Origin of the sequence: Kribbella sp. NPDC023972 (genome assembly GCF_040639075.1) — a bacterium.
Lineage (GTDB): Bacteria > Actinomycetota > Actinomycetes > Propionibacteriales > Kribbellaceae > Kribbella.
The window spans coordinates 43,925-68,070 of record NZ_JBEZZH010000014.1 but is presented as its reverse complement, the minus strand read 5'-3'; the positions used below and the strand labels follow the sequence as shown (position 1 = coordinate 68,070).

Below are 24,146 nucleotides of genomic sequence, written 5' to 3'. Positions count from 1 at the left end.
CGGTGACCGAAACGACGGTCGTGCACCTGATGCGTCACGGCGAGGTGCACAACCCGACCGGAGTGCTCTACGGCCGGATCCCCGACTTCCACCTGTCCGAGCTGGGCCGGAAGATGGCCGAGCGGGTCGCCGACCACGTGGCCGGCCGCGACATCGTGCACCTGGTCAGCTCGCCGCTGGAGCGGGCCCAGGAGACGATGGAGCCGATCGCCAAGCTCCTCGGGCTGACGCCGGACATCGACGAGCGGGTGATCGAGGCGGCGAACCTGTTCGAGGGCAAGAAGTTCGGCGTCGGCGACGGCGCGCTGAAGAACCCCAGCGCCTGGTGGCTGCTGCGCAACCCGGTCAAGCCGTCCTGGGGTGAGCCGTACCAGCAGATCGTCCGCCGGATGCGGGACGCGATCGAGACCGCCCGGCAGAAGGCCGCCGGGCACGAGGCGCTGATCGTGTCGCACCAGCTGCCGATCTGGATCGTCCGGTCCGCGATCGAGGGCCGCCGGCTGATGCACGACCCGCGCAAGCGGCAGTGCAGCCTGGCCAGCCTGACCTCGTTCACCTTCCACGGCGACTCGATCGTCTCGGTCGGCTACGCCGAGCCGGCCAAGGACCTGTTGCCGGTGAAGAACCCGAAGAAGTTCGTGGGCGGCGCGTGATGTTCCGCCGTACGACGGTTGTCTTCGCCGCGGTGCTGCTGGCCGCGACGGCCTGTTCGTCCGGGCAGCAGGCGGCGCAGAACCGGCAGGGACAGACCGGGTTCGTCAGCGGCTCGGGCAACGTGTCCGTGTTCGCTCCGGCCGACCGCAAGCAGGCCCCGGCGCTCACCGGCACGACCCTCGACGGCAAGACCTGGAGCCTGGCCGACCAGACCGGCAAGGTGGTCGTGCTGAACGTGTGGGGCTCGTGGTGCAACCCCTGCCGCAAGGAGGCTCCCGACCTGGTCGCGGCAGCGAAGGAACTCGGCCCGTCGGTGCAGTTCGTCGGGCTGAACACCCGGGACCTGGACAAGGCGCCGCCCCGTAAGTTCGCCCAGGAGTTCGGCATGACCTACCCGAGCATCTTCGATCCGAGCGGCAAACTGCTGCTCGGCTTCCGGGGGCAGATCAGTCCGTCGGCGATCCCGAGCACCCTGGTGATCGACAAGAACGGCAAGGTCGCCGCGCGCGTCCTCGGTGAGGTGTCGAAGCAGACCCTGCTCGGAATGGTGGCTGACGCTCGATGATTGGCGCCACAGGCTGATGGGTGACTGGTTCGCCGAGTCGATGACGGGCTCGATGCTGGTGGCACTGCCGATCGCGGTGCTGGCCGGAACGATCTCGTTCTTCTCGCCGTGCGTCGTCCCGCTGCTGCCCGGCTACCTGTCCTACGTGACCGGTTTGTCCGCGGCCGAGCTCGGGTCGAAGCAACGCGGCCGGATGCTGGCCGGGACCGCCCTGTTCGTCGCCGGGTTCTCGGCCGTGTTCATCCTCACCGGCGTGGTCTTCGGGGCCGCGGGTGACGCGTTGCTGGAGCATCAGACCGCGATCACTCGCGTACTCGGCGCATTGACCGTCGTACTGGGACTGGTGTTCCTCGGCGGCTTCGGGTTCCTGCAGAAGGATCTGCGGGTGCACCGGGTGCCGGCCGTCGGGATCGCGGCGGCCCCGCTGCTCGGCGTACTGTTCGGGTTCGGCTGGACGCCGTGTATCGGGCCGACGCTCGGCACCGTGATGACGCTGGCCGCGACCGAGGGCAGCACCGGGCGGGGTGCGATGCTGGCGATCGTGTTCAGCCTCGGGCTGGGCATCCCGTTCATCGTCGCGGCGCTGGCCTTCCGGCGGATGCTTGCCGCGGTGGCGTGGGTCCGGGCGCACCAGTTGCTGGTGATCCGGGTCGGCGGCGTGCTGATGATCGCGGTGGGACTGCTGCTGCTGACGGGAGTGTGGGATTCGATGACCGCCGACCTCAGGCAATGGGTCAGCAACTTCGGGTCGGCGGTGTGACGTGACCGAGGTGAAGGATCGCGTCACCACGCCGCCCGAGCCGCCGCCCGCGTTGGGGTTCGTGGGCTGGCTGCGCTGGAGCTGGCGCCAGCTCACCTCGATGAAGACGGCGCTGGTGCTGCTCTTCCTGCTCGCGCTGGGCGCCGTCCCGGGGTCGCTCATCCCGCAGACGCCGATCGACCCGATCAAAGTGGCGGACTTCCTCGAGGCGCATCCGAAACTCGGGCCGTTCTACGACAAGCTCGGGCTGTTCGACGTCTACAAGTCGGCCTGGTTCTCGGCCATCTACCTGCTGCTGTTCATCTCGCTGATCGGGTGTGTGGTGCCCCGGCTCGGCGTGTACCTGAAGGCCGTCCGGGCCCGGCCGCCGAAGCCGCCGCGCAACCTCAACCGGCTGCCCGGCTACCAGCGGTTCACGGTCGACGCGCCCGGCGACGTACTCGAGGTCGCGACCCGCGAGCTTCGCCGGCGTCGTTTCCGGGTGCAGGCGTACGACGGTGCCGTCGGCGCCGAGCGCGGTTACCTGCGCGAGGCGGGCAACCTGCTCTTCCACTTCTCCCTGATCCTGGCGCTGATCGGCGTCGCCTGGGGTTCGCTGTTCGGCTACCGCGGCACCGTACTGGTTGTCGTGGGCAACGGTTTCTCCAACTCGCTGGCGCAGTACGACGACTTCGCGCCGGGCCGGGTGTTCAGCGAGGACGCGCTGCCGCCGTTCTCGCTGACGGTGAAGGACTTCCAGGTGAAGTTCCAGGAGGACGGCCCGCAGAAGGGCGCGGCGCGTGAGTTCAACGCGCAGCTGACCTACCAGGAGACGCCGGACGCGCCGGAGAAGTCGTACGACCTGAAGGTCAACCACCCGTTGAAGCTCGACGGGAGCAGCGTCTACCTGCTCGGCCACGGCTACGCGCCGCGGGTGACGGTACGGGACGGGGACGGCCAGGTCGCGTTCTCCGGGCCGGTGCCGTTCCTTCCGCAGGACGGCAACTTCTCGTCGTTCGGGGTGATCAAGGCCCCGGACGCCCGGCCGGCCCAGCTCGGCTTCGAAGGGTTCTTCCTGCCGACCGCGGTGATCGACCAGCGCGGACCGATCTCGGTGTTCCCCGACGACCTCAACCCCCAGCTGGTGATGACGGCGTACTACGGCCGGCCGCAGCCGGAGACCGGGAAGCCGGAGTCGGTGTACCAGCTGGACAAGTCGAAGCTGACCCAGTTCGAGCAGAACGGTGACAAGCTGCGGTTCCAGATGGCACCGGGGCAGACCACCACCCTGCCGGACAAGATGGGCTCGATCACCTTCGACGGCTACAGCCGGTGGGTGAAGCTGCAGATCAGCCACACGCCGGGCACGGACCTCGCGCTGGCGGGCATCCTGCTGGCGATCCTCGGGCTGATGGGGTCGCTGTTCGTGCACCCACGCCGTACCTGGGTGCGGGTCCGGTCCGAGGACGGGCGTACCGTGGTCGAGGTCGCGGGCCTGGACCGCGGACCCGAGCGCGGCCTCGGCGACGAGCTCCAGGCCATCAGCAAGGCACTCCAACCAGATCGATCGAGCACGCAGGAGAAACCATGACTGTGCATATGGCCGGGCCTCCGGCGCCGGCGGGGTCATGGGGCCTTGGCTCCCGGTCTTCCCTCGTCACTCCAGTCGCTTCGCTCCCTCCGCTCCTCAGTCCAGACCGGGAGGCCCCATGACACCGGAGACCTACGCGCAAGTCTCCAACCTGCTGGTCCCGACCGCTACGGTCATCTACGCCCTGGCGATGGTCTCCCACGCCCTCGAATGGGCCATGGGCCGCGCAGCGGTAGCCAAGACTGCTGACGTCAAGGGCGAGGTTCTGGTTGCGGCCGACGGCTCTGAGCAGACCTCGAGTGGGCCAGCCGGTACAGCTGCTGTCGGCGACTCGGCTGACGTGACCTCCGAGAGCCGGACAGAGCGGATGGAGGCGGCTAGCCGGGTTGGGTTGTTGCTGACCTGGCTGGCGTTCGTGCTGCATCTGGGTGGAGTGGTGACGCGTGGTCTCGCGGCCGAGCGTGTGCCGTGGGGCAACATGTACGAGTTCTCGATCACGGCATCGCTCGCGGTGGCTGCGGTCTACCTGATCTTCGTGCACCGCTACCGCCTGCAGTGGCTGGGTCTCGGCGTCACGCTGGTGGTGGCCGCCGTACTTGGGCTGGCGACTCTCGCGCTGTACACCCCGGCCGGACCGCTCGTGCCGGCGCTGCACTCGTACTGGCTCGTCATCCACGTGTCCGCGGCCGCGATCTCCGGTGGCGCGTTCACCGTCGGTGGACTGGTGTCGGTGCTGTACCTGATCAAGGCGCGGGCCGAGCGGCGCGTGCTGGCCGGTGGGACCATGTCGGCGTCGCTGCGCCGGCTGCCGAGTGCCGAGGCGATGGACGGTACGGCGTACAAGGTGCTGGCGTTCGCCTTCCCGCTGTGGACCTTCGGCGTACTCGTGGCCGGTCCGATCTGGGCGGAGTACGCCTGGGGCCGCTACTGGGGCTGGGACCCGAAGGAGGTCTGGTCGCTGGTCACCTGGGTCGTGTACGCCGCCTACCTGCACGCGCGGGCGACGGCGGGCTGGCGTGGTCGCCGGGCCGCGACGATCGCGATCGTCGGCTGGTTCGTCTTCATCTTCAACTTCGTCGGCGTGAACCTGTTGGTCTCCGGCCTGCACTCCTACGCTGGAGTCTGAGATGAAGGAGTTCGCGATCTACACCGGCCTGCGGGCGGCGCTGTTCGCCGTCTGCTTCGGTGCGCTCTGGCTCGCGCTGAACAACTGGCTGACCATCTTCCCGCTGTTGCTGCTGGCCCTGATCGTCTCCTCGATCCTCTCGATCTTCGTCCTCCGCGCCGCCCGCGACCGCCTGGCCGGCAAGATCGAGCAGCGCGCCGAGAAGATCTCGCACCGCATCGAGCAGGCTCGCACCGCCGAAGACGACGACTGAGACCCCTCAGCCACCCACCCCAGACCTCGGGGCCACCCCGACCTCGGAGGCTTTGAACACCTTCTGGTGGGCTGAGACAGGAAATAGCCTGTCCAGCCCACCAGTTCTTGTTCAAGCCCCCAAGAGTCGGCTCTGACTGGTCGGGTGAGTACGCCGGCCTTGCGCGGCGGAGCGTCGTACCACTGAAGCGACTGGTACAGCGAGTGATCTAAGCCACTCTGGATTCCACCGAAAAACTGTTTGTGCATGCGTTCACATGAGTCGTAGAGTGGTGGATGAAACGAAACCGTTTCGTTCTATCGGTGGCTACAGGTTTACGCAGGGTGATGAGTTGTGGAGTCAGCGGGTGTACGGCATCGGCCTCGGGTCGAGGGTGGTCGCGAGGAGGAGATCCTCGATGCGACCGTCGCGGTGCTGGCCGAGCTCGGCTACGACCGGCTGACGATGGATGCGGTGGCGACGGCCGCCAAGGCCAGCAAGGCGACGCTGTACCGGCGCTGGACCACCAAGGCCGACCTGGTCGTCGACGCGATCAGCCGGGCGAAGGGCTGCCCGATGCCGGAGGACGTCGACACCGGCAGCCTGCGCGGTGACCTGATCTCGATGTCGTGTGGTGACGGCGGTTTCACCGACGAGATGCCGATGTCGGTGATCGCCGGTCTGCTGACCGCGCTGCACCGGGACCCGGAGCTGCAGCGGGCGTTCCAGGAGCTGTTCCTGGCCCCCCGGATCGCCCTGACGAACCGGATCTACGGCCGTGCCGTAGAGCGCGGTGAGATCGCGCCGGACGTCGACGTGCAGTTGCTGTCGACGACGTTGCCGGCGGTGATCATCCACCACGCCTACGTCCTCGGTGTCGAGCCCACCGACGACCTGATCCTCCGAGTGATCGACAACGTGATCCTGCCTGCGGCGCGGGGGTCGCAGGCGAGCTGACCGGTTGAGGGGCCGGTCCGCGACCAAGACAAGCACAGTAGCGAGGGGAAGTTTCATGTCCGAAGACGTCGTCAAGGCCGATCCGCCGGACCGGCGCCCGGCCGATTCGGTGCCGGAGCCACAGAACGGCCACGGTCACCGCCATCTAGGTATCGCGCTGGCGCTGATCAGCATGGCGCAGCTGATGGTGGTGCTGGACGGCACCATCGTCAACATCGCGTTGCCGCACATCCAGAACGAACTCGGCTTCAGCAACGCCACGCTGCCGTGGGTGGTCAACGCCTACGCGCTGGCCTTCGGCGGCCTGCTGCTGCTGGGCGGCCGGATCGGGGACATCCTCGGCCGCCGCAAGGTGTTCGTGTTCGGCGTCGTCCTGTTCGGGGTGGCGTCGTTCGTCGGCGGTATCGCCCAGAGCGAGGGCGTGCTGCTGGCCAGCCGGATCCTGCAGGGTCTCGCGGCGGCGGCGGCCTCGCCGAACGCGCTCGCGCTGATCACCACCACCTTCCCGGCCGGCAAGGAGCGCAACCGCGCGATGGGCGTGTACGCCGCGATGTCCGGCGCCGGCGCGGCCGTCGGCCTGATCCTCGGCGGTGCGCTGACCGAGGCGGACTGGCGGTGGACCTTCTTCATCAACACCCCGATCGGCCTCCTGGTGGCGGTGCTCGCCTTCCGCTTCCTCGGGGAGTCCGAGCGCCAGACCGGCAAGTTCGACCTGGCCGGCGCAATCACCGGTACGGCGGGTCTGACCTCGCTGGTCTACGGCCTGACCCACGCAGCGACGGACGGCTGGGGTGACTCGCTCACGCTGCTGTTCATCCTCGGCGGTCTCGGCCTGCTCGCGGTCTTCCTCGGTATCGAGGCCCGGTCGCGGCACGCGCTGATGCCGTTCCGGATCCTGGCCAACCGCACCCGGGGGATCAGCTTCTTCGTGATGCTGGTCGTCGGTGCCGCGATGTTCTCGATGTTCTACTTCCTGGGCATCTTCGTGCAGAACATCATGGGTTACAGCGCGCTGAAGACCGGGTTCGCCTTCCTGCCGTTCAGTGTCGGCATCGTGATCGCCGCGCAGGTCGCGTCGACGCTGGTGGCGAAGATGGACCCGCGCTGGATCTCCGGTGCCGGTGGGGTGCTGGTGGCCGGCGGGATGTTCGGGTTCAGCCGGCTCGCGGTGGACTCGTCGTACCTGACCCACCTGCTGCCGTTCATCCTGCTGCTGTCGTTCGGGATGGGCCTGATCTTCGTGCCGCTCACGCTGACCGCGGTCAGCGGGGTCGCGAACGAGGACTCCGGTGTCGGCTCCGCGGTGCTGAACACGGTCCAGCAGATCGGTGGTGCGGTCGGCCTGGCGCTGCTCGGCACGATCTCCGCCAACGCGATCAAGGACAAGTTCACCGAGCTGGCCCCGGGCCTGCAGCAGGCGGCCCAGTCCGGCTCGACGCCGGAGCAGGTGAAGCAACTGGAGGGTCAGTTCACCGCGGTGGCGACCACGCACGGGTTCACCCGCGCGTTCCTGTGGTCGACGTTCCTGATGCTTGGCGCGGCCGTCGTCACCATCATCGGCCTGTCCATCAAGCACAAGGACCTGGCCACCGACGGCCAGAGCCCCGTCCACATGGGCTGACCACCTGAAACCCGAAGGGCCCGCTTCCCGGGAGGGGGAAGCGGGCCCTTCGTCGTACGTGTCGTCGGGCCCGATGTCCTGGAGCTCGATCACTCGGTCAGGGTCTGGGTGGGAATCGGGTGGAGACCCAGTCGCGGACGCCGCCGAGGCCGTCGCCCAGGTCGCGGAGGAGCTTGGCGAGCGGGTCCTGGGAGCGAGCGAAGGCGTCGGAGTAGGACTTGGCCGCGTTCTTCGCCTCCTGCGACATCGAGGCGCTGCTGTCGTCCTGCCGCTTCGGGTAGGTGCCGGACACGATCGAGGTGTACTCGCCCTCGTCCACCCAGCGGCGCAGCTCGTGCGCCCGGATGACGGCCAGCGGGTGCGACTGGGCCTCGAGCAGCAGCAGCTTGAGCACGCTGTCGCGCAGGTCCCCGGCGCTCTCGTACTCCGTGCCCTGCGCCAGGAACGCGGTGGTGTCGAGCTCGCCGAGCTGCCCGCCGCTGGCCAGCTTCATCTGGACGCGGAGCGCGACGGCCGGGTCCTGGACGGCCAGCAGACCGGCCCGGTCGCCGGACAGCTCGGCCTTGCGGGACCACTCGTGCAGGGCGGCGATGATCGCGCGGATGCCGAGCGCGCCGATCGGCATCCAGTTGACCGCGCCGGTGAGCCGCATCAGCCAGAACAGCAGCGACTGGTACAACGCGTGCCCGCTCTGCGCGTGGCCGAGCTCGTGACCGAGGATGAACCGCAGCTCCTCCTCGTCCAGCCCCTGCAGCAGGGCGCTGTTGACGACGACGAAGGGCTTGTCCATGCCGATGGTGACGGCGTTCCAGATCGGGCTGTTGGTGACGTAGAGCTCCGGCAGTTGGCGTACGTCGAGCGTCGTACCGGCCTCGGTGTAGAGCCGGTGGACGGTCGGGAACTGCCGCTCGTCGACCCGGATCGCCGAGCCGAGGAACTGCAGCCGGAAGGCCCGCTCGTTGATCAGCCCGGACAGCTTCCGCAGTACGAAGTCGAACCCCTTCAGCTGCCGCAGCGCCACCAGTGCACCCCGGTCCGCCGGGTGCTCCCACGCCCGCGAACTGATATCCGTCAACGTGGTCCGCTGCCGAGTAGGCCGCTCTTCGTGCTGGCTCATCGCTCCCCCTGCCCAGTCGTCATGTCCCCCCAACCTAACTCGCCCCCGGGTCGCCGGTGTCTGGGCTTGAGCAGCCAGGCGATCAGCAGGGTGGGCAGCCAGCTGAGCGGTACGACGGCCCAGCCGAGGTCGGTGTGGATGAGGCCGCCCATGATCACCATGGTGAGCGCCGTACCGCACAGCCAGTACCAGAGGGCGTTCCAGCCGGGGTACTGCACCGCGCGGCGGTGGCCGACGATGGCCAGCGGAATCGTGGCGGGCAGGGCGGCGCAGACGCCGACCAGTGCCATGACAGTGAGGATCATGGCCACTTCCGCCGGTGAGAACTCGATCGGGCCCAGGGGAATCATGGACTCATCGTTCCGGCCCGGCGGCCAGTGACCGAGCGTAGGAATACTCAAATCAGGGCCGACATTGGTGCATGCAGGATGATGAGCCAGTGGCGATCGCGTGGTTGCAGTTAGTCGGTGGGGCCTACCTCGCCCCGACATCTGACCGTCGTTCGTTCGAGGAGGACTTCTCCGACCAGGTGACCGACAAGGCGTGGGAGGCGCTCGGTCGTCTGCAGGCGAAGCTGCTCGACGAGTACGACGGTGCCGCCTGGCTCGCGCAGCGCGGATATGAGCGTGTTTCGCTGGGCCTGGAGTACCGGGTGAAGAAGCATGGCCGCGGGCGGAGCGCGGTGCCGGCGATCGGCAGGCTGCTGTCACCGGAATTCTCCGTCGTGTGCCCGGAGCTGGCCGAGATGACGGTCGACGAGATGGTCAGCTTCTTCGAACCGGTGGTTCTGGACGCCCTGTCCGTCGTCGGCGAGCGAAAGAACCTCGGGCCGTTGCCGCCGGCTGGGCAGGGCGGCGACCTGGCGTCGGTGCCGCTGATCCCGTTGATCGAGGATCCTTCGCCGTACGACGAGGAGCCGGGGGACTGTTTCGTCATCACGCGGATGGCGCCGGGCGGGGTCACTCCTGAACTGATCGCCCGCTACGAGGCGGACTTCGAACGGCTCCTCTCCGAGGAGGCGCTGGGTGCGGTGATCGAGGCCGAGACGTCGTCCGACGGCCTGCGGTGGGTTGTTCGTCCAGGTCGTCGGCGGCGTCGGCGCAGAGGCTGACTGGCACAGCCGGTGGACTGCGCGTCCGGTGACCGAGCGTAGGAATACTCAAATCTGGCCATAGCACTTAGCCTGGCCCGCATGAGTGAGGTTGACGGGGTGTGTCGCGAGGTTGATCGGCGCGACGAGAAGGCCCGGGCGTGGGTTTCCGAGGCGATCCGGATCGTGGACGCGGACGCGAACCGGAGCGCGGACACGCATCTGCACGTGTTCCCGATGCCGGACCTCACCGGGGTCGACCTGTACCTGAAGGACGAGTCCGTGCACCCGACCGGCTCGCTCAAGCACCGGCTGGCCCGGTCACTGTTCCTGTACGCGCTGTGCAACGGCTGGATCCGCGAGGGCACCACGGTGATCGAGGCGTCCAGCGGCTCGACCGCGGTCAGCGAGGCGTACTTCGCCCGCCTGCTCGGCCTGCCGTTCATCGCGGTGATGCCGCGCTCGACCAGCCAGGAGAAGGTCGAGCTGATCGAGTTCTACGGCGGCCGCTGCCACTTCGTCGAGCGGTCCGGCCAGATCTACGGCGAGGCGAAGCGGCTGGCCGAGGAGACCGGCGGCCACTACATGGACCAGTTCACGTACGCCGAACGCGCCACCGACTGGCGGGGGAACAACAACATCGCCGAGTCGATCTTCGGCCAGCTGAAACTCGAGCAGCACCCGATCCCGGCCTGGATCGTGGTCGGCGCCGGCACCGGCGGTACGTCGGCCACCATCGGCCGGTACGTCCGCTACCAGCGCTACGACACCTCGGTGTGCGTCGTCGATCCGGAGAACTCGGCCTTCTTCCCCGGCTACGAGGCCGCTGACGACGACTTCTCCACCGGCCGCCCGTCCCGGATCGAGGGAATCGGCCGGCCCCGGGTGGAGCCGTCGTTCGTGCTCGGCGTGGTCGACCGGATGATCGCGGTCCCGGACGCCGCCTCGATCGCCGCGATGCGGTTCTGCTCCCGGGTCACCGGCCGCCTGGTCGGCGGCTCGACCGGGACCAACCTCTGGGGCTCGCTACGGCTGGCCGAGGAGATGCGCCGTACCGGGACCCGCGGCAGCATCGTCACGCTGCTGTGCGACAGCGGCGAGCGCTACGGCAACACGTACTACGACGACGCCTGGCTGCGCACGAACGGCATCGACATCTCCCCGTACATGGCCACCCTGGAAACCTTCGCCACCAGCGGCCGCTGGCGCGAACCGACCTTGTAGAGGGTTCTACCCACGCGCGCTAAGACGAAGCGGACCAGCGTAGGCGACGGCATGCGTTGTGCCGCCGGAATCGCCGCCATCCTGGAAGACCTCCACGCCTGCCTGCCAACCGTGGGGACCACTTGGATGTATCGAGGTAACGATCACTCTGCTGATCTGGGGTTTTTGCGCCGGTTGGCGTTGAAGCGCGCCTTCTTCTGACGATTCCCGCACGTGTTCATGTCACACCATTTGCGGGTGCGACTTTGGCTGGTGTCCAAGAAGGCGGCTTGGCAGGTCGGCGATGCGCACAAGGCCAATTTTCCGTCTCGTTCGCCCGCGATGATGCTGATCGCGTCGGCGGCGATCACGCTGAGGGCGTCTTCCACGCGGGAAGCCGAGCTGAGCTGCCAGCGCCGCTTACCCTCGGCCGTCAGGAGGGCCGCGGCCCGACCCTGAGCGCTGCAGTCATTGATGACTTGGACAGCAGATGCGGGGAGAGCGTCCTGGATCGCGGCCGCTGTCGCGGCGGCGTGAATCGACTCCCTCAGTTCCCGAGCGAGGTCGAGCTGGGCGGTGGTGCAGGAGTCCACGGCGAGGCCGTTCACTGCCAGCCAGTCGACGAGCCGGTGCGGCGTGGGAATGCGCTCCACAGCGTCGCCATGACGCTCCGACAGAGTCCCCGTGAAGCTGGTCGCCAGCACGTTACCGAGGCGAAAGTCAGGGAACGCAGCACGCATGGAACCACCTTAGCTGGTTGCAGGCTGGCATGAAAGCATGTTAGAACCGTCTTAGCCGGTTCGCGAAGGTTGTAGCCGGTTCCACGATGGACAGGAGGTCTCATGCCCCGCCCAACCAGCGACGTGCAAGCATTTGAAGCCCACGCAACTGACGCTGACCTCGACGATCTACGCGCGCGATTGGCCGCGGCGCGGCTGCCGGAGGCCGAGACGGTTTATCGCGCCGCGCCCGACCCGCGCCGATGGGAACAGGGCGTTCCTCTCGCCGATCTCGTCGATGTCGTGAACTACTGGCGCACCGAGTACAACTGGCGGTCGTTCGAAGAGCGCCTTGACCGGATCGGCCAGTTCCGCACGACCATTGACGGTCTGGGAATCCACTTCCTGCACCGCCGATCCGCGCGCGCGGATGCCACTCCGCTGATCTTGACGCACGGGTGGCCAGGCAGCATTGCCGAGTTCATCGATGTGGTGGACGAGCTGGCAGATCCGAAAGATGCGGACGCGCCGGCGTTCCACGTCGTGGTTCCGTCGCTACCAGGCTTTGGTTACAGCGACAAGCCGGCCACCACCGGGTGGGGAACCGAAAAGATCGCGGCCGCGTGGGTGGAACTGATGGGACGGCTCGGCTACGGCAAGTTCGCAGCCCACGGCGGCGACTGGGGTGGTGTGATCACCACGGTTCTCGGCGGCCGGTTCCCGGCGCACGTTCTCGGCATCCACACGGTGTTGGCGCAGGCACCGCCCGGGTTGACAACGGACGGGCTGACGGCGGTCGAGCGCAAGTGGACCGAGGAAACCCATGATTTCTCGCGCCACCACGCGGCGTACGCGAAGCAGCAGGCGACCCGGCCGCAGACCATCGGCTACTCGCTCGTCGACTCACCGGTCGGGCTTCTCGCCTGGATCCTGGACAAGTTCGCCGAGTGGTCAGATACCGAAGACAGCCCGTTCGAGACGATTTCCAGAGACAGAGTTCTTGACGACGTCACCCTGTACTGGCTGACGCGGACCGGCGCATCGGCGGCCCGCATTTACTACGAAAGCCACAACTCGCTGGACCCCGAACTTCGGGTCGACGTCCCGTCAGCAATTAGTGTGTATCCCCGCGACATCGAGAAGTGTCCGCGCCCCTGGGCACAGGAGCGGTACCGGCAGATCGTCCGATGGAGGTCGCCCGAAAGCGGCGGACATTTCCCGTCGCTGGAGGTTCCCGAGTATTTCGTCAAAGATCTACAAGAGGGCCTCGCGGCAGTGCTGGCCGCTAATCGGTGAAAGCGGCTGGGTGCCGGCACTCGACCACCGCCTGATCCGGCTCAAGGCGTCGCCCGACCGCTTCCGGACCGAGTTCATCGAGACGGCAGAACGTGGTCAGACATTCTCCGCCATCAAAGCGGCCCGTCGCAGTTGAGGGTGTGGGCGGAGTGACTTCAGGCCCGTCGGCGGTAAGTGCTAGCCGCCGATCCACAAACCGGCTGCCAGGCCGATGGCGTAGGCGAGTTCGGTCAGGCCGGTGGCCTTCAGGACAGGGATGAGGGCGGGGCCTACTGCGTCGCTGATGACTACTTTGACTGCCTTGGCGGCCAGGGGCAGGGCGATAAGAGCCAGTAGGGTCCACGGGGTTGCTAGCGCCGAGACGATCGCAAGGATGAAGGCGAGCGCGATGAGGGCGGCGTACAACTGCCTGGAGCGTGCAGCACCGAGTACGACGGCCAGGGTGCGCTTGCCGGTGACGGTGTCGGTGGGGATGTCGCGGAGGTTGTTGGCCACCAGCAGGGCGCAGGCGATTGAGCCGATGGCTACGGCGCCGGCCAGGGCCGTCCAGCTCAGGGTCTCGGCCTGCACGTAGGTAGTGCCGAGTACGGCGACCAGCCCGAAGAAGAGGAAGACGCTGACCTCACCGAGCGCCCGGTAGCCGTACGGCCGCTTACCGCCGGTGTAGAACCACGCTCCGACCAGTGAGGCCGCTCCCGCGACCAGCAGCCACCAGTTGGACGTCGCGCACAGGATGACCCCGAGTACGGCGCCCACGCCGAAGCAGGTGAACGCTGCGGTCTTCACCTGTCCCGGCGTGGCGACTTTGGAGCCGACCAGACGCAGTGGACCGACCCGGTTCTCGTCCGTGCCGCGGATGCCGTCGCTGTAGTCGTTGGCGTAGTTGACCCCGATCTGCAGGGCCAGGGCGACACCGAGAGCGAGCAGCGCCTTCCACCAGACGAAGCCGTCCAGGTAGGCGGCTGCACCGGTTCCGACGAGGACGGGCGCGATCGCGGCGGGCAGCGTGCGTGGGCGTGCGCCTTCGATCCACTGGGCAGGGGTGGCCATGACTGTCGATTGTGTCAGCCGCGGGTGGGGCCGCCGCGCCCGGGCCGTACGCTCATTGCTGACATGTCTACCTTGCGCCTGGTCCCCGGTACGCCGGATGCCGTGCTGTCCGCGCTCTCCGCCGTACTGGACGGCAGCGGTACGCCGTTCGCGCCGCTACCGTCCGACCCGGCGGCCGCGCTCCGGGTCAGGCAGGCGGCCGCACCGGACGAGCCGCTGGAGGACGGCTGCGCCGTGGTGCTGACGACCTCCGGGTCGTCCGGCGAGCCCAAGGGTGTGCTGCTGTCGCGGGAGGCGCTGATCGCGTCCGCCACTGCTACCCACGACCGGCTTGGCGGGCCGGGGCAGTGGCTGCTACCGATGAAGCCTTACTTCGTCGGCGGGCTGCAGATCCTCACGCGGTCAGTGCTTGCCGGTCTGGCACCTGTCATAGCCGGGGAGAGCTTCACCGAGGCCGCCGCCGCGATGACTGGACGCCGCCGCTACACCGCGATGGTGCCGACTCAGCTGGCGCGCTACCTGGACACCGATCTGGAGGCGCTGCGCTCCTTCGACGCGATCATCATCGGTGGTGCCGCCACCCCCGCTCCGCTGAAGGCCCGCGCGGCCGAGGCCGGCGTCACCGCGATTCCGGCGTACGGGATGACGGAGACCGGCAGTGGCTGTGTGTACTCCGGTGAGCCGCTGGAAGGGACCTCGATAGCGCTCGACGACGGGCGGATCCTGATCAAGGGCCCGACGTTGTTCTCCGGGTACCGGCTGCGGCCGGACCTGACCGCGGAAGTGCTGCGTGACGGCTGGTTCCGGACGCAGGACCGCGGCGAGCTCGTGGACGGGCGGCTGCGGGTGATCGGCCGGGTGGACGACGTGGTGATCTCCGGCGGCGTCAACGTCACGCTGCCGACCGTCCAGGCTCGGTTGCTCGAACATCCCCGGGTGAAGGATGCCGTGGTGCTGGGCGTGCCGGACCCGGAGTGGGGGACCAGAGTGGTCGCCTTCGTCGTTGGTGAGCCTGAGCGGGACGAGCTGCGGGACTTTGTCGCCGAGACGCTGCCGCGGACCTGGGCACCGCGTGAGGTGGTCCGGCTCGACGCCCTGCCGATGCTTGCCTCGGGCAAGGTTGATCGCCGGCGGTTGCTGGATGGTGTGCGGTGATCACGTACTCGATCGGCCTGAAGAACAGGTTCCGCGGGATCACCGTGCGCGAGGGCATGCTCTTCGAGGGTCCAGCCGGTTGGGCGGAGTGGAGCCCATTCCTGGACTACGACGACGCCACGTGTGTCTCCTGGCTCCAGGCCGCGCGGGAGGCGGCCGTCGACGGTTGGCCGGCCCCCATGCGTACCGCCGTACCCGTGAACTGCACTGTGCCTGCCGTAGGGCCCGAGAAGGCCGCCGAGATCGTGCGGGCGTCTGGCTGCGGCACCGCGAAGGTGAAGGTGGCCGAACCGGGGCAGACGCTGGCCGACGACCTGGAGCGGGTCGAGGCCGTCCGCGACGCCATCGGCGACGGCCGGGTGCGGATCGACGCGAACGGCGCGTGGTCCGTCGACGAGGCCGTGCGGTGCTTGAAGGAACTCCAGCGATTCGACCTGGAGTACGTCGAACAGCCCTGCGCGGCCGTGGAGGACCTTGCCGCGGTACGACGACGCACCGAGGTGCTGGTGGCCGCGGACGAGTCGATCCGCAGGGCCGAGGACCCGTTGCTGGTGAAGAAGCTGGACGCCGCGGACATCGCCGTACTCAAGGTGCAACCGATCGGTGGGGTCCGTGCGTGCCTGGACATCGCCGAGCAGATTGGGCTGCCGGTGGTGGTGTCGTCAGCACTCGAGACCTCGGTGGGCATCGCTGCCGGTGTGGCTCTGGCTGCTGCGCTTCCTGAGCTGCCGTACGCCTGTGGGCTGGCCACGGTGTCGATGTTCACCAGTGAGGTCGTTGCCGAGCCGCTGCTGCCGGTCGACGGCTTCTTGCCGGTGAAGCGTGTGCAGCCGGACCCTGTGTTGCTGGAAGCAGCTCGGGCGGATGCGGCCAGGACCGCGGTGTGGGAAGAGCGCATGAGTCGAGTGCAGATGAGGAGTGCCGGATGAACCCGTCCACGGCGTTTGCCACGGTGGTGGTCGACGAGCTGATCCGGTGCGGCGTCCGCGAGGCCGTGGTCGCGCCGGGCTCGCGCAGCGCACCGCTGGCGCTGGCACTGGCTGCCGCGGATCGCGAGGGACGCCTGCGGCTGCATGTCCGGATCGACGAGCGTACGGCGGGATTCCTGGCGATCGGGTTGATCCGGGGGACCGGACTGCCGGTGCCGGTGGTGACCACGTCCGGTACGGCGGTGGCGAACCTGCACCCGGCCGTGTTGGAGGCGTCGCACAGTGGACTGCCGTTGATCGTGCTGAGTGCTGATCGGCCACCCGCGTTGCGGGGGAGCGGAGCCAACCAGACCACCGACCAGTTGAAGGTGTTCGGCTCCGCGGTCCGGCTGTTCCACGAGATGGGCACGCCGGTGCGTGAGGTCGGGCAGGTGGCGTACTGGCGGTCGCAGGTCGCCCGCGCAGTGGCCGACGCAGTGGGCGCCCGATCGTCGCATCCAGGGCCGGTGCAGCTCAACTGCCCGTTGGCCGAGCCGTTGGTGCCTACTGACGGACCGGAGTGGCCGGAGCCGCTGGACGGTCGTAGTACTGGCCCGTGGACCGCTATCCAGGCCGCAGCCGGTCAGCCGTCGGCGATCCGGCCCGGGCCGAGGACTGTTGTGGTTGCCGGGGACGGGGCCTCGCAGGCCGCGCGGTTGGTGGCGGAGGCCGGTCACTGGCCGTTGTTCGCAGAGCCGTCCAGCCGGGCGCGGACCGGGCCGGCGGTCATCTCGGCGTACCGGTTGTTGCTCCAGGCAAATTCTTTGGCTGAGGAGATCGAGCGGGTGCTGGTGTTCGGGCATCCGACGCTGTCGCGGCCGATCGCCAGGCTGCTGGCCCGGCCCGACGTCGAGGTGATCGTGGTCGCGCCGACCGGCCTGTGGCCGGACCCGGCTCGCCGCGCGTCGTCCGTCGTGACCGGGCTCGAGGTCGCCGCTGCTGACACGACCGACTGGCTGGAGCGTTGGCAGCACGCGGACCAGTTGGCTCGCCCGGTGATCGACAAGGTCCTCGCCGACGGTCTCACCGGGCCGCGCATCGCCGCCATCGTGGGGGAAGCCGTGGGTGCCGACGGCATGCTCGTGGTCGCCTCGTCGAACCCGGTCCGCGACCTCGATCTCGCGCCGGTGGTGCCGATCCGCACCATCGCCAACCGCGGCCTGGCCGGTATCGACGGCACCATCTCGACGGCCGTCGGGGCAGCGCTGGCGAACGCGGGACCGACGTACGCGCTGATCGGTGACCTGGCCTTCCTGCACGACGCGAGCGGCCTGATCATCGGCCCGGACGAGGCCCGTCCCGACCTGCGCATCGTCGTCGTCAACGACAACGGCGGCGGCATCTTCTCCACCCTCGAACAGGGTGACCCGACCCACGCGACGCACTTCGAACGCGTCTTCGGCACGCCGCACAACGTTGACCTCGCAGCACTCTGCGCCGCGACCAGCACGCCGTACGCGCTGGCGGAAACCCTCGACGCACTCCGCGCCGCGCTGACACCGACCGTCGCCGGTCTGGACGTCGTGGAGGCCCGCCTGCCGCGCAGCACGCATCGCCCACTGACCGAGGCACTGGTCAACGCACTCAGCCAGTTGTAACCGCGAGCCAGGCCCAGGCTGGCTAAGCGGATTCCTTGCGGAAGGTCCGGGCGCCGACAGTCAGTCCGACGATCGTCAGCAGGACCACCCAGAACAGGCCCCACAGCGACGAGCTGTTGTCGATGTCGCCGCGGAAGAGCGCCCGGACGCCGTTCACCACGTGCTTCAGCGGGCTGATGTCGGACAGCCGCTGCAGCCAGGTCGGGCCGATCTGCATCGGCAGCAGGATCCCGGACAGCAGCAGGAGCGGCATCGCGATGCCGTTCAGCAGTGGCGCCAGAGCGTCCTCGCTCTTGGTGATGAGCGCGACCGAGTACGACAGCGACGCGAAGGTCGCGCCGAGCAGGGCGACGATCACCAACGACAGCAGTACGCCGCCCCACGGCGCCCGCAGGCCGAGCGGGATCGCGGCGATCAGCAACACCAACGTCTGCACGACCAGTACGACGACATCCCGCAGGACCCGGCCCGCCATCAGTGCGATCCGCGACGCCGGGGTGACCCGGTCGGCCTCGATCACACCGGCCCGGTACTCCGCGATCAGGCCGAAGCCGACGAACATCGCGCCGAACATGCCGAGCTGGACGATCAGGCCGGGGATGAACACCTGGTACGCATTGGTGGTCGCGCCCTCGCCGATCTGCGCGGTGATCGGCTTCAGCAGCGGGCCGAACAGGAACAGGTACATCAACGGCTGGCTGAGCATCAGGATCGCCCACATCGGGTTCCGCAGCGTCAACCGCATGGCACGGTGGAAGACGATCCACGTCTCACGAAGCGTACTCATCCGCGTCCTCGCTTCGCTCCGGGCGCGGATGAGACACGATGCCGGCTGTGCTTGATGATGACCTCGCTTCGCTCGGTCATGCCGCGGCCTCCTTGTCCTTCTCCGCCGGGGTTTCCTCGTCGCGCAGCGACCGGCCGGTCATGGTCAGGAACACGTCGTCCAGGGTCGGGCGGTGCACCTCGACACCGGCCAGCTCGATGCCCTGGGCATCGATCTGCCGAAGCAGGCCGGGCAGCACCGAACCCCCGCGGGGGATCCGGAAGCCGACCACATCGCCATCGGTCTCGACGCTGGTCGCGCCGTCCAGCTCCTGTACGATCTTGGTCACCGCGGGCGCCTGGCCGGCGTCGGCGAGGCTGAGCCGGACCGCGTCGCCGGAGACCTGCTGCTTCAGCGTCTCCGGGGTGCCGGAGGCAACGATCTTGCCGTGGTCGATGACCAGGATCCGGTCGCAGAGCGCGTCCGCCTCGTCCAGGTAGTGAGTGGTGAGGAAGATCGTCGCACCGCGGTCGCGCAGACCGCGGATGTGCTGCCAGAGATTCGCCCGGGCCTGCGGGTCGAGGCCGGTGGTCGGCTCGTCCAGGAAGATCAGCTTCGGGTCGTGGATCAGCCCCATCACGATGTCGAGGCGGCGCCGCTGGCCGCCGGACAGGGTCTTGCACTGCCGCCGCCACAGGCCGGACAGGTCCAGCTCCTCGAACAGCCGCTGCCCGTCCGCGGCCGCCTTCGCCTTCGGTACGCCGTACAGCCGGGCGTGGTCGACGACCTCGTCACCGGCGATCGCCTCCGGCAGGGTCGAGCCGCTCTGCGGCACGTACCCGATGCCGCGGCGGACGCCGACCGGGTTCTTGGCCAGGTCGCAGCCGGCCACTGTCGCGGACCCGGCGGTCGGCGTGATCAGCGTCGCCAGCATCCGCATCGTGGTGGTCTTGCCGGCCCCGTTCGGGCCGAGGAAACCGACGATCTCGCCGTCGGCGACATCGAGATCAACCCCCTGCACGGCCTCCACCGGGCCGCGTTTGGTCTTGAAAGTACGCGCCAGTCCGCGCGCTTCGATCATCATGCGGACCAGTCTCAACAATCAACGTTGAATAGTCAATGTTGATTAATCGGCCGCCACCCTACCTCCGGAGGGTCCGTCGCGGGTCAGTCGGTGGGTGGGCTGGGGATCTCGCCCCAGTGCGTGACCATGCCGGGGTACGGCGCCCAGTCGGCGGGCTCGCCGGCGAACGAGTAGGCGCCGTTGGCGACCCGCTCGTGGAAGGCGCGGGTCCACTCGAGCTCCCCCGTGTCCCGCGCCGTGGTGATGCGGAACATCTCGACCACGTGGTTCGGCGTACCGGGATCCTCCAGGACCTGCCGCTCCGCGAACGGCTCCGCCTTGCGGCGTTGCTCGAACTGGGCGATCCGCGCCTCGAGCGCGGCCAGCACCTCGTCGCGGCGCAGCGACCACAGGAAGCTGAGCGCCGCCTGCATCTTGTCCGGCCGGAAGCCGTCGACGTTCCACAGCATCTCGCGGAGCAGCGTGAAGTACTCCGTCTCGCCGTCGGTCGTCAGCTTGTACGACGTACGCCCCGGCCGGTGAGCGGCGCCTGCCTCGAGCTCCTGCAGGGCCCCGTGCTTGGCCAAGGTCCGCAGGCCGGTGTAGATGGAGCCCGGGTTGATGTTCGCCCACTCCTGCACGTTCCAGCTGAGCAACTCGCGGCGCAGTTGGTACCCGTAGGCCGGCTGGAAGATCCGCACGACCCCGAGCAGCAGCAACCGCGTGGTGGACATAGTCGCAGTGTAAATCCGCAGGACTCCTGGCGACTCCGAGGCGTAATCTCCACAGGCATGGATGTACGAGTGACGAGTGACCCGGTCGCCTTCGAGCAGACGGTGTTCCCTTTCCTGCAACGGGATCCGGTGCTGCACACGATCATCATGACCAACGTCCACGAACGCGCGGCCGGCGCCTACCGGTCCGAGCGGGAGCCCGGGTACTACGTCTCGGTCCACGACGGTGAGGTGGTCGGCGCGGCGATGCGGACGCAGGCACGCCCGGTGTACCTCGGTGGGATCCGGCCCGAGTACGCCGAGGCCGTCGCGGACGCCTACCTCGACGTCGTCCCGGAGCTGGGCGGCGTCGCGGGTAACCGGGAGGCCGTCACCAGGTTCGCCGACCGATGGCTCGCTCAGCGGGGTGGTACGGCGACCGAGACGAAGGCGACCAGGCTGCACAAGCTCGAAACACCGACCGTGCTGACCGCCGAGGGTGCACCGCGGTTGATGAAGGCGACCGAGACCGAGCTGGTTGCGGCATGGTCGGCCGACGGCTTCGGCGACGAGTTCAGCGAACCCGACCTGGAGTGGGCCGAGCTCAACCTGAAGAGCGAGCGGATGTGGATCTGGGAGGCCGATGGTGAACCGGTGAGCATGGTCGGCTACCACCACGCGGTGTTCGGCGTCTGCCGGGTCGGTCCGGTCTACACCCCACCCGAGCACCGCCGGCACGGGTACGCCGGGGCCCTCACCAGTCACGTGTCCGCGGCGATCCTTGCCCAGGGCAACCAGGCGTGCCTCTACACAGATCTCGCCAACCCGACGTCCAACAAGATCTACCACCGGGCCGGCTACCGCCCGGTGGCCGACTTCGTCGACGTGGAGTTCACCCCATGATCACCTGTGTATTCAGCTGACCCGGTTCGCGGTCAGTTGAGGTCGGTGGTCTCGCCCGGGGCCAGGGCGAGGTAGGGGCGCCCGCCCTGCTCGCTGAGCCAGCGTTTCATCATGCCGAGGCCGATCGGGCTGAGCAGCGCGTCGTGGATGCCGATGGTCTGCTCGGACTTGATCGCGCGGGCGTACTCGATCGCCGGCGGCAGGGCGAACCACGGGCCGGAGATCGGGACCAGGTTGGTGTGCACCTCCCGGTCGGGCCGGGTGAACGAGTCGCCCGGGTGGTAGACGGCGTCCTCGATCAGGTAGCCGACGTTCTCGCACGGAACACCCAGCTGGGGCAGGATCACCGCGTGGTCCTTGCCGTAGGCACGGACCGAGAAGCCGGCCGCGTCGAAGGACTGCCCGTCGGCGACCGCGGTGACCCGGTCGCCCAGGTCCGCGAGCTGCGTGGCGACGCCGGCGTTCGTGAAGACCGGGACGTTCAACGCAGAAAGACGCTCCACGTCCAGGTGGTCCGGGTGCTCGTGGGTGACCAAGACCGCGTCGGCCCGCTCGAACACCGCGTCCTCGCTGAACGTTCCCGGGTCGACCAGCAGCACCTTGCCGTCCTTCTCCAGCCGGACGCAGGCATGTGCGAACTTCGTGAGTCTCACGGTCAGTCTCCCAACGCGTCTCTCATCGGAACCAGCTTGGCGTTCGTCTCGGCCAGCTCGGCGACCGGATCGGAGCCGGCCACGATGCCCGCGCCGGCGAAGATGCGCATCCGCCGCGGGTCGTCCGGGTCGGCCTGACCGCAGCGCAGGGCGATACACCACTCGCCGTCGCCGGCCGCGTCCATCCAGCCGACCGGTCCGCTGAACCGGCCGCGCCGCATCCCCTCGATCTCCCCGATCAGGTCGCGGGCCAGGTCGGTCGGCGTACCGCAGACCGCTGCCGACGGGTGCAGCGCGGCGGCGAGGCCGAGCGCGGACGCGCCGTTGTTGGCCACGCCGGCGACGTCGGTGGCCAGATGCATCACGTTCGGCAGGTGCAGCACGAACGGGGTCTCCGGCACGTTCATCGACTTGCAGTGCGGCTTCAGTGCGTCGGCGACCGAGCGGACCGCGAACTCGTGTTCCTCGAGGTCCTTGCTGGACCGGGCCAGCGACGCGGCCAGCGCGAGGTCGTGCGCGTCGTCACCGGTACGGCGGATGGTCCCGGCCAGCACCCGGGACGTGATCAGCCCCTTCTCCCGCCGGACCAGCAGCTCGGGGGTCGCGCCGATCAGCCCGTCGACGGAGAACGTCCAGCAGTTCGGGTACGCCGCCGCCAGCCGGCGCAACGGCCAGCGCAGGTCGATCGGCTGCTCGGCGATCGCGATGAGGTCGCGGGCGAGCACCACCTTGTCCAGCTCACCGGCGGTGATCCGCTTGATCGCGTCCGCGACGATACTCGACCAGTCGGTGCCGGACCGGGCGCCGTCGGCGAACGCGACGTCATGCACCGGTGACGGTTCGTGCACGACGAGCTCCGGCGGAGCGCCCAAAGACGATGCCGGGGAGATCGTGGTCACCCAGGTGGTGCCGCCGCGGCGGCCGACGATCACCTCGGGCACAACGAGCTGACCGGGGTCGTCGTCGGTGAACCCGAACGACCCGAAGCAGACCAGCCCGGACCCCGGTACGCCGACCTCGTCGCGCACGACCGCGGCCGCGACCAGGTCCTTCCACCAGGTCACCGCCTCCTGGAACCGGTTGCCACCGGCAACGTCGAGCCGGGCGGCGACGCCCCAGCCGACGTGACCGTCGCCACGCCGGACCCAGGCCAGGCCGCCCTCGGTGGGCAGATGGTCCATCAGCTGGGCGGAGACGCCGTCGATCGGCTGGCTCCGGATCACCAGGTGGGGAGCGGTGCTCCCGACCGGTTCAGTCAAGCTCACGGCACCACTCCTTGCTCGCGGTCCGGCCCCGGGTCCCGATGGCCGGCCGGCTACGTGGAGATGCACTCACGAAACGCAAGCGTATGCCTGCCGCCTGTCCAGCGAATTTCGGAGCCCGCCGGAGCCGTGATCAACCTCGCGTCCTACACCGCCCTCCGCACACCATCTCCGGCGCCCATGCGGGCACCTCGCTGCGTTGGAGAAGCAGCCACGATGAACACCGCATCGAGGCAGCTTCTCCGCCTTGCGATGCACCCACCTGGACACCGGAGCTGGCGCACGGAGGGAGGTGCAGGACACTAGACAGGTGACCCGCGCAGATCTGAGCAAAGAACCGCAGGCCGTGGCGGCCATGTTCGACAACGTGGCCGAGGGGTACGACCGGACCAACGCGGTCGCGACGATGGGGCTGGAGAAGCTGCACTGGCGGCCGGAGACGTTCCGCGAGATCGCGCCGCGGAAGGGGATGAAGATCCTCGACCTCGCCGCCGGGACCGGTGCGTCGAGTATCAAGCTGCGCGAGGCCGGCGCCGACGTGGTGTCGTGCGACTTCTCGGTCGGCATGCTGCGGGTCGGCAAGCGGCGCTACCCCGAGCTCGACCTGATCGCGGGGGACGCGCTGCGGCTGCCGTTCGCCGACAACACGTTCGACGTGGTGACGATCTCGTGGGCGCTGCGGAACGTGAACGACGTCACCATCGCGCTGCGGGAGATGCTCCGGGTGACCCGGCCCGGCGGGCGGCTCGTCGTACTAGAGAACTCGCACCCGACCTGGAAGCCGTTCCGGATCGCGTACCTGGAGTACATGATGCGAGCGGTTCCCGTGGTCGCGAAGGCGGTGTCGACCAACCCGGACGCGTACGAGTACCTGGCCGAGTCGGTCCGGGCCTGGCCCGCGCAGGAGCCGCTCGCCCGCACCATCGAGGCCTCCGGCTGGACCCGGGTCCAGTGGCGCAACCTGACCGGTGGGCTGGTCGCCATCCACCGCGCGGTCAAGCCGGCGAAGTAGACCACTGGCCTCACTGGTCCGGCGTACGACGGATGTCGATTTACGCAAGGTGGAACGTGCGTAAATCCGTGTGCAGCAAGGGATTCAGGGCCG

Annotated in this window: 25 protein-coding genes; 16 read left to right on the top strand and 9 right to left on the bottom strand. The window is 68.5% G+C overall.

Annotated features, from left to right (window positions below; all coding sequences use genetic code 11):
- The first annotated feature begins 29 nt into the window (after nt 1–29).
- The 8 genes from AB0F43_RS35560 to AB0F43_RS35525 all read left to right on the top strand — a co-directional run bounded on the left by AB0F43_RS35560 (nt 30) and on the right by AB0F43_RS35525 (nt 7,485).
- Nucleotides 30–653 carry a histidine phosphatase family protein gene (locus AB0F43_RS35560; protein WP_360487619.1) on the top strand — a complete coding sequence of 208 codons (624 nt, stop codon included), beginning with the start codon at nt 30–32 and terminating at the stop codon, nt 651–653.
- Entirely contained in the window at nt 653–1,219 is a 567-nt protein-coding gene (locus tag AB0F43_RS35555) for a TlpA disulfide reductase family protein (protein ID WP_360487368.1), read from the top strand. Before AB0F43_RS35560 ends, AB0F43_RS35555 begins: the two co-directional genes overlap by 1 nt.
- Before the next feature lie 16 nt (nt 1,220–1,235).
- Nucleotides 1,236–1,979 carry a cytochrome c biogenesis protein CcdA gene (locus tag AB0F43_RS35550; RefSeq protein WP_360487365.1) on the top strand — a complete coding sequence of 248 codons (744 nt, stop codon included), beginning with the start codon at nt 1,236–1,238 and terminating at the stop codon, nt 1,977–1,979.
- 1 nt (nt 1,980) lies between these two features.
- Nucleotides 1,981–3,549, top strand: coding sequence for a cytochrome c biogenesis protein ResB (locus tag AB0F43_RS35545; RefSeq protein ID WP_360487362.1), 1,569 nt, complete (start codon nt 1,981–1,983; stop codon nt 3,547–3,549).
- 118 nt (nt 3,550–3,667) lie between these two features.
- Nucleotides 3,668–4,675, top strand: a complete 1,008-nt coding sequence (gene ccsB / locus AB0F43_RS35540; protein ID WP_360487359.1) for a c-type cytochrome biogenesis protein CcsB — start codon at nt 3,668–3,670, stop codon at nt 4,673–4,675.
- A gap of 1 nt (nt 4,676) precedes the next feature.
- Complete coding sequence (locus tag AB0F43_RS35535; RefSeq protein WP_360487356.1) at nt 4,677–4,928, top strand: DUF4229 domain-containing protein; 252 nt, start codon at nt 4,677–4,679, stop codon at nt 4,926–4,928.
- A 333-nt stretch (nt 4,929–5,261) separates the two neighbouring features.
- On the top strand, nt 5,262–5,864 hold the full coding sequence (locus AB0F43_RS35530; RefSeq protein WP_360487353.1) for a TetR/AcrR family transcriptional regulator C-terminal ligand-binding domain-containing protein: 603 nt from the start codon (nt 5,262–5,264) through the stop codon (nt 5,862–5,864).
- A gap of 55 nt (nt 5,865–5,919) precedes the next feature.
- Entirely contained in the window at nt 5,920–7,485 is a 1,566-nt protein-coding gene (locus AB0F43_RS35525; protein WP_360487350.1) for an MFS transporter, read from the top strand.
- A 97-nt stretch (nt 7,486–7,582) separates the two neighbouring features.
- Here the strand turns inward: AB0F43_RS35525 and AB0F43_RS35520 are convergent, their stop codons facing one another.
- Nucleotides 7,583–8,602 (bottom strand): M48 family metallopeptidase, encoded by a 1,020-nt coding sequence (locus AB0F43_RS35520; protein WP_360487348.1) that lies wholly within the window; start codon nt 8,600–8,602, stop codon nt 7,583–7,585.
- Nucleotides 8,599–8,952: a hypothetical protein gene (locus tag AB0F43_RS35515; protein WP_360487345.1), complete on the bottom strand. Its 354-nt coding sequence runs from the start codon at nt 8,950–8,952 to the stop codon at nt 8,599–8,601. The genes AB0F43_RS35520 and AB0F43_RS35515 overlap by 4 nt, the downstream gene beginning before the upstream one ends.
- Before the next feature lie 71 nt (nt 8,953–9,023).
- Here AB0F43_RS35515 and AB0F43_RS35510 point away from each other — a divergent pair, with 71 nt between their 5' ends.
- Both AB0F43_RS35510 and AB0F43_RS35505 read left to right on the top strand, forming a co-directional pair.
- Complete coding sequence (locus AB0F43_RS35510) at nt 9,024–9,713, top strand: hypothetical protein (RefSeq protein ID WP_360487342.1); 690 nt, start codon at nt 9,024–9,026, stop codon at nt 9,711–9,713.
- Between the two features lie 81 nt (nt 9,714–9,794).
- Entirely contained in the window at nt 9,795–10,916 is a 1,122-nt protein-coding gene (locus AB0F43_RS35505) for a PLP-dependent cysteine synthase family protein (RefSeq protein ID WP_360487340.1), read from the top strand.
- Nucleotides 10,917–11,059: 143 nt separating this feature from the next.
- On the opposite strand, the gene AB0F43_RS35500 is transcribed toward AB0F43_RS35505, so the two are convergent.
- Nucleotides 11,060–11,635, bottom strand: a complete 576-nt coding sequence (locus tag AB0F43_RS35500) for a CGNR zinc finger domain-containing protein (protein ID WP_360487337.1) — start codon at nt 11,633–11,635, stop codon at nt 11,060–11,062.
- Between the two features lie 102 nt (nt 11,636–11,737).
- On the opposite strand from AB0F43_RS35500, the gene AB0F43_RS35495 reads away from it, so the two are divergent.
- Nucleotides 11,738–12,910: an epoxide hydrolase family protein gene (locus AB0F43_RS35495; RefSeq protein WP_360487334.1), complete on the top strand. Its 1,173-nt coding sequence runs from the start codon at nt 11,738–11,740 to the stop codon at nt 12,908–12,910.
- 177 nt (nt 12,911–13,087) lie between these two features.
- On the opposite strand, the gene AB0F43_RS35490 is transcribed toward AB0F43_RS35495, so the two are convergent.
- Nucleotides 13,088–13,960, bottom strand: a complete 873-nt coding sequence (locus AB0F43_RS35490) for a 1,4-dihydroxy-2-naphthoate polyprenyltransferase (protein WP_360487331.1) — start codon at nt 13,958–13,960, stop codon at nt 13,088–13,090.
- A 63-nt stretch (nt 13,961–14,023) separates the two neighbouring features.
- On the opposite strand from AB0F43_RS35490, the gene menE reads away from it, so the two are divergent.
- From menE to menD, 3 genes are read left to right on the top strand one after another with little or no spacing between them, the layout of a single operon-like run.
- Nucleotides 14,024–15,115 carry an o-succinylbenzoate--CoA ligase gene (gene menE, locus AB0F43_RS35485; protein ID WP_360487328.1) on the top strand — a complete coding sequence of 364 codons (1,092 nt, stop codon included), beginning with the start codon at nt 14,024–14,026 and terminating at the stop codon, nt 15,113–15,115.
- Nucleotides 15,112–16,044: an o-succinylbenzoate synthase gene (locus AB0F43_RS35480; protein WP_360487325.1), complete on the top strand. Its 933-nt coding sequence runs from the start codon at nt 15,112–15,114 to the stop codon at nt 16,042–16,044. Before menE ends, AB0F43_RS35480 begins: the two co-directional genes overlap by 4 nt.
- A complete protein-coding gene (gene menD, locus AB0F43_RS35475; protein ID WP_360487322.1) occupies nt 16,041–17,681 on the top strand; it encodes a 2-succinyl-5-enolpyruvyl-6-hydroxy-3-cyclohexene-1-carboxylic-acid synthase in 1,641 nt (546 codons plus the stop codon). The genes AB0F43_RS35480 and menD overlap by 4 nt, the downstream gene beginning before the upstream one ends.
- A 22-nt stretch (nt 17,682–17,703) precedes the next feature.
- Here the strand turns inward: menD and AB0F43_RS35470 are convergent, their stop codons facing one another.
- The 3 genes from AB0F43_RS35470 to AB0F43_RS35460 form a co-directional block, all read right to left on the bottom strand.
- Nucleotides 17,704–18,468, bottom strand: coding sequence for an ABC transporter permease (locus AB0F43_RS35470; protein ID WP_360487319.1), 765 nt, complete (start codon nt 18,466–18,468; stop codon nt 17,704–17,706).
- A 76-nt stretch (nt 18,469–18,544) separates the two neighbouring features.
- Nucleotides 18,545–19,531 carry an ATP-binding cassette domain-containing protein gene (locus AB0F43_RS35465; protein WP_360487316.1) on the bottom strand — a complete coding sequence of 329 codons (987 nt, stop codon included), beginning with the start codon at nt 19,529–19,531 and terminating at the stop codon, nt 18,545–18,547.
- Nucleotides 19,532–19,614: 83 nt separating this feature from the next.
- Entirely contained in the window at nt 19,615–20,244 is a 630-nt protein-coding gene (locus tag AB0F43_RS35460) for a PadR family transcriptional regulator (RefSeq protein WP_360487313.1), read from the bottom strand.
- 57 nt (nt 20,245–20,301) lie between these two features.
- Here AB0F43_RS35460 and AB0F43_RS35455 point away from each other — a divergent pair, with 57 nt between their 5' ends.
- Nucleotides 20,302–21,126: a GNAT family N-acetyltransferase gene (locus AB0F43_RS35455; protein ID WP_360487311.1), complete on the top strand. Its 825-nt coding sequence runs from the start codon at nt 20,302–20,304 to the stop codon at nt 21,124–21,126.
- A gap of 32 nt (nt 21,127–21,158) precedes the next feature.
- Here AB0F43_RS35455 and AB0F43_RS35450 read toward each other — a convergent pair whose 3' ends face one another.
- On the bottom strand, nt 21,159–21,779 hold the full coding sequence (locus AB0F43_RS35450) for an MBL fold metallo-hydrolase (protein WP_360487308.1): 621 nt from the start codon (nt 21,777–21,779) through the stop codon (nt 21,159–21,161).
- Between the two features lie 2 nt (nt 21,780–21,781).
- On the bottom strand, nt 21,782–23,044 hold the full coding sequence (locus AB0F43_RS35445; RefSeq protein WP_360487306.1) for an isochorismate synthase: 1,263 nt from the start codon (nt 23,042–23,044) through the stop codon (nt 21,782–21,784).
- Between the two features lie 307 nt (nt 23,045–23,351).
- Here AB0F43_RS35445 and AB0F43_RS35440 point away from each other — a divergent pair, with 307 nt between their 5' ends.
- Nucleotides 23,352–24,053: a demethylmenaquinone methyltransferase gene (locus tag AB0F43_RS35440; RefSeq protein WP_360487303.1), complete on the top strand. Its 702-nt coding sequence runs from the start codon at nt 23,352–23,354 to the stop codon at nt 24,051–24,053.
- The last annotated feature ends 93 nt before the right edge of the window (nt 24,054–24,146 follow it).

What these genes read in the sequence shown, in the direction of transcription:
- AB0F43_RS35560 (WP_360487619.1), top strand. Translation starts at nt 30, where the DNA reads ATGCGTCACGGCGAGGTGCACAACCCGACCGGAGTGCTCTACGGCCGG.
- AB0F43_RS35555 (WP_360487368.1), top strand. Translation starts at nt 653, where the DNA reads ATGTTCCGCCGTACGACGGTTGTCTTCGCCGCGGTGCTGCTGGCCGCG.
- AB0F43_RS35550 (WP_360487365.1), top strand. Translation starts at nt 1,236, where the DNA reads ATGGGTGACTGGTTCGCCGAGTCGATGACGGGCTCGATGCTGGTGGCA.
- ccsB (WP_360487359.1), top strand. Translation starts at nt 3,668, where the DNA reads ATGACACCGGAGACCTACGCGCAAGTCTCCAACCTGCTGGTCCCGACC.
- AB0F43_RS35535 (WP_360487356.1), top strand. Translation starts at nt 4,677, where the DNA reads ATGAAGGAGTTCGCGATCTACACCGGCCTGCGGGCGGCGCTGTTCGCC.
- AB0F43_RS35525 (WP_360487350.1), top strand. Translation starts at nt 5,920, where the DNA reads ATGTCCGAAGACGTCGTCAAGGCCGATCCGCCGGACCGGCGCCCGGCC.
- AB0F43_RS35520 (WP_360487348.1), bottom strand. Translation starts at nt 8,602, where the DNA reads ATGAGCCAGCACGAAGAGCGGCCTACTCGGCAGCGGACCACGTTGACG.
- AB0F43_RS35515 (WP_360487345.1), bottom strand. Translation starts at nt 8,952, where the DNA reads ATGATTCCCCTGGGCCCGATCGAGTTCTCACCGGCGGAAGTGGCCATG.
- AB0F43_RS35510 (WP_360487342.1), top strand. Translation starts at nt 9,024, where the DNA reads ATGCAGGATGATGAGCCAGTGGCGATCGCGTGGTTGCAGTTAGTCGGT.
- AB0F43_RS35505 (WP_360487340.1), top strand. Translation starts at nt 9,795, where the DNA reads ATGAGTGAGGTTGACGGGGTGTGTCGCGAGGTTGATCGGCGCGACGAG.
- AB0F43_RS35500 (WP_360487337.1), bottom strand. Translation starts at nt 11,635, where the DNA reads ATGCGTGCTGCGTTCCCTGACTTTCGCCTCGGTAACGTGCTGGCGACC.
- AB0F43_RS35495 (WP_360487334.1), top strand. Translation starts at nt 11,738, where the DNA reads ATGCCCCGCCCAACCAGCGACGTGCAAGCATTTGAAGCCCACGCAACT.
- AB0F43_RS35490 (WP_360487331.1), bottom strand. Translation starts at nt 13,960, where the DNA reads ATGGCCACCCCTGCCCAGTGGATCGAAGGCGCACGCCCACGCACGCTG.
- menE (WP_360487328.1), top strand. Translation starts at nt 14,024, where the DNA reads ATGTCTACCTTGCGCCTGGTCCCCGGTACGCCGGATGCCGTGCTGTCC.
- menD (WP_360487322.1), top strand. Translation starts at nt 16,041, where the DNA reads ATGAACCCGTCCACGGCGTTTGCCACGGTGGTGGTCGACGAGCTGATC.
- AB0F43_RS35470 (WP_360487319.1), bottom strand. Translation starts at nt 18,468, where the DNA reads ATGAGTACGCTTCGTGAGACGTGGATCGTCTTCCACCGTGCCATGCGG.
- AB0F43_RS35465 (WP_360487316.1), bottom strand. Translation starts at nt 19,531, where the DNA reads ATGATGATCGAAGCGCGCGGACTGGCGCGTACTTTCAAGACCAAACGC.
- AB0F43_RS35460 (WP_360487313.1), bottom strand. Translation starts at nt 20,244, where the DNA reads ATGTCCACCACGCGGTTGCTGCTGCTCGGGGTCGTGCGGATCTTCCAG.
- AB0F43_RS35455 (WP_360487311.1), top strand. Translation starts at nt 20,302, where the DNA reads ATGGATGTACGAGTGACGAGTGACCCGGTCGCCTTCGAGCAGACGGTG.